Source organism: Nostocoides sp. (genome assembly GCF_035343835.1).
Lineage (GTDB): Bacteria > Actinomycetota > Actinomycetes > Actinomycetales > Dermatophilaceae > Nostocoides_A > Nostocoides_A vanveenii.
In genome coordinates this window covers 1-5,077 of sequence record NZ_DAOQZV010000225.1, presented here as the reverse complement: position 1 = coordinate 5,077, position 5,077 = coordinate 1, and the positions used below count along the sequence as shown (strand labels likewise).

Annotated in this window: 7 protein-coding genes and 1 tRNA gene; all 8 read right to left on the bottom strand. The window is 69.0% G+C overall.

What is annotated here, in order from left to right; all coding sequences use genetic code 11:
- Positions 1–40 precede the first annotated feature (40 nt).
- Entirely contained in the window at positions 41–559 is a 519-nt protein-coding gene (locus PKH97_RS13450; RefSeq protein WP_324388029.1) for a hypothetical protein, read from the bottom strand.
- On the bottom strand, positions 556–1,164 hold the full coding sequence (locus PKH97_RS13445; RefSeq protein WP_324388030.1) for a CDP-alcohol phosphatidyltransferase family protein: 609 nt from the start codon (positions 1,162–1,164) through the stop codon (positions 556–558). The genes PKH97_RS13450 and PKH97_RS13445 overlap by 4 nt, the downstream gene beginning before the upstream one ends.
- Positions 1,165–1,325: 161 nt before the next feature.
- Positions 1,326–2,066, bottom strand: a complete 741-nt coding sequence (locus PKH97_RS13440; protein WP_324388028.1) for a C4-type zinc ribbon domain-containing protein — start codon at positions 2,064–2,066, stop codon at positions 1,326–1,328.
- Between the two features lie 66 nt (positions 2,067–2,132).
- On the bottom strand, positions 2,133–2,945 hold the full coding sequence (locus PKH97_RS13435; protein WP_324388027.1) for a Nif3-like dinuclear metal center hexameric protein: 813 nt from the start codon (positions 2,943–2,945) through the stop codon (positions 2,133–2,135).
- 1 nt (position 2,946) lies between these two features.
- Positions 2,947–3,019, bottom strand: a tRNA-Val gene (locus PKH97_RS13430).
- A 37-nt stretch (positions 3,020–3,056) separates the two neighbouring features.
- On the bottom strand, positions 3,057–3,542 hold the full coding sequence (locus PKH97_RS13425) for a peroxiredoxin (RefSeq protein ID WP_324388025.1): 486 nt from the start codon (positions 3,540–3,542) through the stop codon (positions 3,057–3,059).
- Positions 3,543–3,551: 9 nt separating this feature from the next.
- Positions 3,552–3,974, bottom strand: a complete 423-nt coding sequence (locus tag PKH97_RS13420; RefSeq protein ID WP_324388024.1) for a DUF3052 domain-containing protein — start codon at positions 3,972–3,974, stop codon at positions 3,552–3,554.
- A 4-nt stretch (positions 3,975–3,978) separates the two neighbouring features.
- Positions 3,979–5,077: PH domain-containing protein (locus PKH97_RS13415; RefSeq protein ID WP_324388022.1), on the bottom strand; the 1,099-nt coding region annotated here is incomplete at its 5' end.

The window sequence follows — 5,077 nt, the reverse complement described above, 5'->3', positions numbered from 1 at the left end:
TCACCCTCGTGCTACCGCGAGAAACCTCGCCGGTCCGCCATCAGGTCAGGGCCGCAGCCACCGGCCAGGCGATGGTCATGAATCGGCCGACACGTCCGATGGCGCAAGCGAGCAGGAAGATCGGGAAGGGCAACTTGCGCGTGCCTGCCACTACGCTGACCACCGCCAGCGGCGGGATGCCGACACTCGCGGCCAGGAGCACCACGGCAAAGCCCTGCACAGGCCTGTCCAACAACTCCAGCATCAGCCGGCTCCACAGCGCGATCCGGGTGCGCCAGGGTCCAGGCTCCGCCGGCCCCTCGCGGCGCCGCTCGCGACCCTGAAACCAGATCGCGCCCCGCCGCGCCCCGAGGAACATCAAACACTTGCCCAGGGTCTGCCCCAGGGCCAGGGCGATGACCGGCCACCACCAGGCGTGCCGCATCGCCGCCACCGCTGCCGCGACGAAGACCTCGGCATTGAGCACCGGGATGAACGCCGAACCGATGCCATAGGCGAATGCCACGGGAACGGCATTCGTTGCGCTGAGGGATATCGCCGCCAGAAGCGTGGTGATCATGGGGCGGACGCACGCGGCGAGGACGGCCGCGCTTCGACTCGGCCGTGACGAATCGCATACAGACGATGCAGCGAGATCACCTTCACGACGGTCATCGCGGCCGCCCACAGGAGGGCGGGCACTATCGCGCCGACCAGACACAGCAGGACAACGACGGACGTATTGGCGGCCTTCGCGAGCGGGGACCAATTCCATTGATAGATCGGGCGATCGACGCGGGCGAAATAGTTGGGACTGATCACACCCGGGTAATAGAGGAAGGCCAGTGTCAACATCGTGTCGAGCATGCAGAACTGGATGAGGAAGAGCGCGATCGGCCACGCAGCATGCGGCTCAAGGGCGACAAATGCCGCTGCCGCCACCGTCGTGCAGGCCCGATCGCAAACGACATCGAAAACAGCCCCGAAGATCGTTTCCTGACCAAACCGGCGGGCAGCGATCCCGTCGCAGATATCGCCGATCCAGTAGCAGGCATACGCGGCGATGAGCAGATGCCACGAGCCCGCGGCCAGCGCCGCTATCCCCAGGCCGACACCGGCGAGGGTCCGGGCGACGGTGATGACATTGGCCACCGTGCCCAGTGGCTCAACTTCCCCCGCCCGCATCACGCAGTCACGATAACCGCGAGCCTGGAGGCTCTCGGGGAGGTTGGCGCGGACGCGTCAGGGGCGATTGCTGCAGACCCGTGTGGCCGTGCCGTCGGGCCAACTCGGGAATGCCCGGCGAGCCGGCGCCGCCGACACTCGCAGGGCACGCCCCATCACGGTCAGAGGCCGGACTCGGGTGTGCGGATGAGGATGCGGCGGCACTCCTCGCAGCGCAACACCTCATCTGCCGCAGCCGCACGGATCGCCGTCAGGTCGGCCGCATTCACTTCCAACTGGCACCCCAGGCACCGCCGGGCATGGAGCATCGCTGCGCCCACACCGCCCTTGTCCGCGCGCAACTTTTCGTAGAGCCCCAACAGGTCGCCGGGCAATTCATCGACCAACTGTTGCCGGGGAGCGCCCACCTCGGAAACCTGGGCACTGAGCCCTGCAAGAGCTTGGTCACGCTCGCTTGTCGCCGACGCGATCTGCTCATCGAGGGCCGCGACCGCACCGCTGGCCTCGGCCACGATCTCATCCGCGCGCTCGGCCCGTTCCATCACATCGAGCTCGATCTCCTCGAGGTCAGCTTGGCGGCGAGCGAGCGAGACCAACTCGTGCTGGAGGGCCTGCAGGTCCTTCGCGCTGCCCGTGCCGGCATCCAGTCGCGCCTGGTCTCGTGCCGCGCGGTCACGCACGAGCTGGACATCGGCATCGCTCTTGGCCAACTCCCGCTGGACATCGCTTTGCGCGGTCTGCGCACGCACCAGATAGTCGCCCGCGGCCGATCGCTGCTGCGCGAGTTCTGCCAGGCGCGCCAGGACGGGCAGATGGGTGCGCTGCCGCTCCAACTGTTGCAGCGTCGAGTCGAGCTTCTGCAGATCGAGCAGGCGCAACTGAGCGCGGGGTTCGGCCTTCACGTGGGCATCGTCTCCTTCGGCGTCGCCCCCAACCTACCCGGAGCCGAGACGGCCCGGGCCCACCGACTAGGGCGCGAGGACGAAGCTCCACGGATCGGTGCAGATCTCGCTCACGAACACCTCGACCGCATCACCGAGCCGCGATATCAAGGCATCGGCCGCCGGGCGCAGCCAGGTCGCCTCACTGGCCCAATGGCCGGCGTCGATGAGATAGGGCCCCCCGTCACGGGCGTCTTCGCGCGCCTCCAGCGCCGGATGATGCCGCAGGTCAGCGGTGACATAGACATCGGCCCCGCTCGCACGAACAGCGTCGAAGAAGCCGTCACCGGAGCCCCCGGCGACCGCGATCCGTCGCACGGCGGCGTCGGCCGGACCGCTGACGCGCACCCCGACCGGCGCCTGCGGCAGCGCGCCCGCGAGCCGCCGCGCGAACTCCCCCAGCGTCATCGACTCGGCGAGCTCACCGACGCGGCCCATCCATTGCCCCTCCTCCAGCAACAGCGGCTGCGTGGACCCGAGCCCGCAGGCGGCCGCGAGCGCCGCATTGACGCCGTCGGCGGCGACATCGGCATTGGTGTGAGCGACATACAAGGCGATGTCCGCAACGATCAGCGCCGTCACCCCGGCGCCCTTGGCCGTGGTCGTCGCGACCGAGTGCACCCCGCGCAACAGCAGGGGGTGATGGGTGAGCAGCAAATCGGCGCCGAGCCGGCGCGCCTCGTCGATGACGGCCGTGGTCGGGTCCACGGCCAAATGAATGCGCCCGACGGGTTTCCCCGGATCACCGGTGACCAGACCCACTCGGTCCCACGACTGCGCGGTGGCCGGCGGGTAGAGCCCCTCTAGAACGGCGATGACATCGGCCAAGGTCGTGCTCACGTGGGCCCGGCCGGGCTCGAACCGACGACATCCACGGTGTAAACGTGGCGCTCTACCAACTGAGCTACAGGCCCTCGCGCACCGCGGCGGGCGGGGCGCAGAGGCATTGTGTCAGGACTTGACCGCTGTCGCGGACGCCTCGGCGAGCGCCTCGTGATAGCCGGCGAAGTCGCGCCGCTGCCCGGGCCCATTGATCAGGGTCCAGCGGACCACCCCATCGCGGTCGATCAGGAAGGTGCCCCGAATCGCCATCCCTCGGTCCGCGTCGAAGATCCCGTATGCCGTGCTCACCGCCCCGTGCGGCCAGAAGTCGCTCAGCAGCGGGAAGAAGTAGCCCTGGGCATCGGCCCACGCACGCTGGCTGTAGACCGGGTCGCAGGAGATGCACAGCACCTGCACGTCATCGGACTCGAAGCGTCCAAGGTCGTCACGGATCTCGCTCAGCTCACCGGCGCAGATCCCCGAGAAGGCGAAGGGGTAGAAGACCAGCAGGACGTTCTGGGAGCCCGCAAAGTCCGCGAGCGCGACATCCTGCCCGTTCTGGTTGGGAAGCGCGAAGCCGGGAGCGCGGTCGCCGGCGGTGAGAGGGGCAGGCATACGGTCAGACTATTTCCTTGCCGACTTCGGCGGGACGAGACGGTTGGCCGACCAGTCCGCTGCGACGGCCACGGTGCCGGTCGCGTGCAGGCCCGCGGTCACCGCGGCTTCGTCGATCTCGGAGGCGTCCACCTCGCCCGCTCGGCCGGCGCGCGGCGTCAGCAGGATGATCGACGCGCCGTCGGCGAGATTGGTCAGCGAGTCCACGAGGGCATCGACCAGATCGCCGTCGCCGTCGCGCCACCAGAGCAGCACGGCGTCGACGACCCCGCTGAAGTCGTCATACTCCAGTTCGCCGCCGACCAGGTCTTCGACGGCAAAGCGGAAGTCCGCATCAACGTCGTCGTCGTAGCCGAACTCCTGGACGATCTGCCCGGGGGCAAGTCCCAGTTTGGGAAATGTGCCGGCCCCCCCGACCGCAGGGCTGTTCACGCCGTTACTCCGTCCATGCGCCTTGCGAACCGGCTTGCGCCGGTCCCTTGCCAAGCGAAGATAGTGCACCCGGACAGGGCAGGGGCGCAGTTGCCGCGGGCGGATTTCCGGCACCCCCGGACTCCACAGCACGGGCCCCTGCCGCGCGGACAGCCTCCGCATTGAGCAATCTCGTGGCCTCGGCCAGCGCGAGGTGGCGCACCACCGGGTCGACCGGCCCGGTCGTCGAGTGCAGCTTGACATTGGCCAGGCCGAGCCGGCGTTCGAGCGGGCCCTGATCCAGCGTCAGGGATTGCACGCGGGCGTGCGGGACCAGTTGGACGCGACGGCCCAACCAGCCGCCCCGGCTGACCAGCGCCGCCGAAGTCACGGCATACCCGATTCGCTTCCAGGACAACGGATCCAGCACTCGGGCGTTCGGCGGAATCCCCACGAAGCTCGGCGACGGGCCAGGCGCGTCCATGCCCTCGATCACCTCCGGCAGCGACCAGCGCGGTCCCATCGCCGCCAGGATCGCCAGGGCCTCGGCCCGCGTGCCCACGGGGATCAGGGCGTTGTCGCCCTTCTCGTCCGGGTCGCGGTGCACACCGGCCACATTCACCTCGATCCGCCACCAATCGACGGCACGCCACAGGGCCGGCTGACTGATCTCGACCGCCTGGATGCGGTGCAGCGGCACGGTCGTCGTGCGCAACTCGGTCAGACCGTGCCGGATCCGGATCGCGCTGCCCGAGGCGTCGACGCGAAAGTTCATCCACGTCGAAAAGCGGCCCACTTGCTGTCCGAGAGCGCCGAGCACCATCGGCCCGAGCCACGGCAGCACGAGAAGCGATCCGGTCACGAGGGCGACGACCAGGGCAGGGATCGCGAGCACCAGGAAGGCGGCGTTGAAACTGAGCAGCGTCGCCGCCCACACCCGCATCGCCGGGATCCGCGCAATCGGCACCTCCCCCACATCGTGCCCGTATGCCGTTCGCTCACCCCCCGCTGTCGCCGCACCTCCCGCCGGGCTCGCCGGCGCTTCGCTGGCGACGCCCTCGCCGCCGGCTGCCTCCTCGCCACCCAGGCCGGTGACATCGAGTTGGGCATCCCGAAGCTCCGGT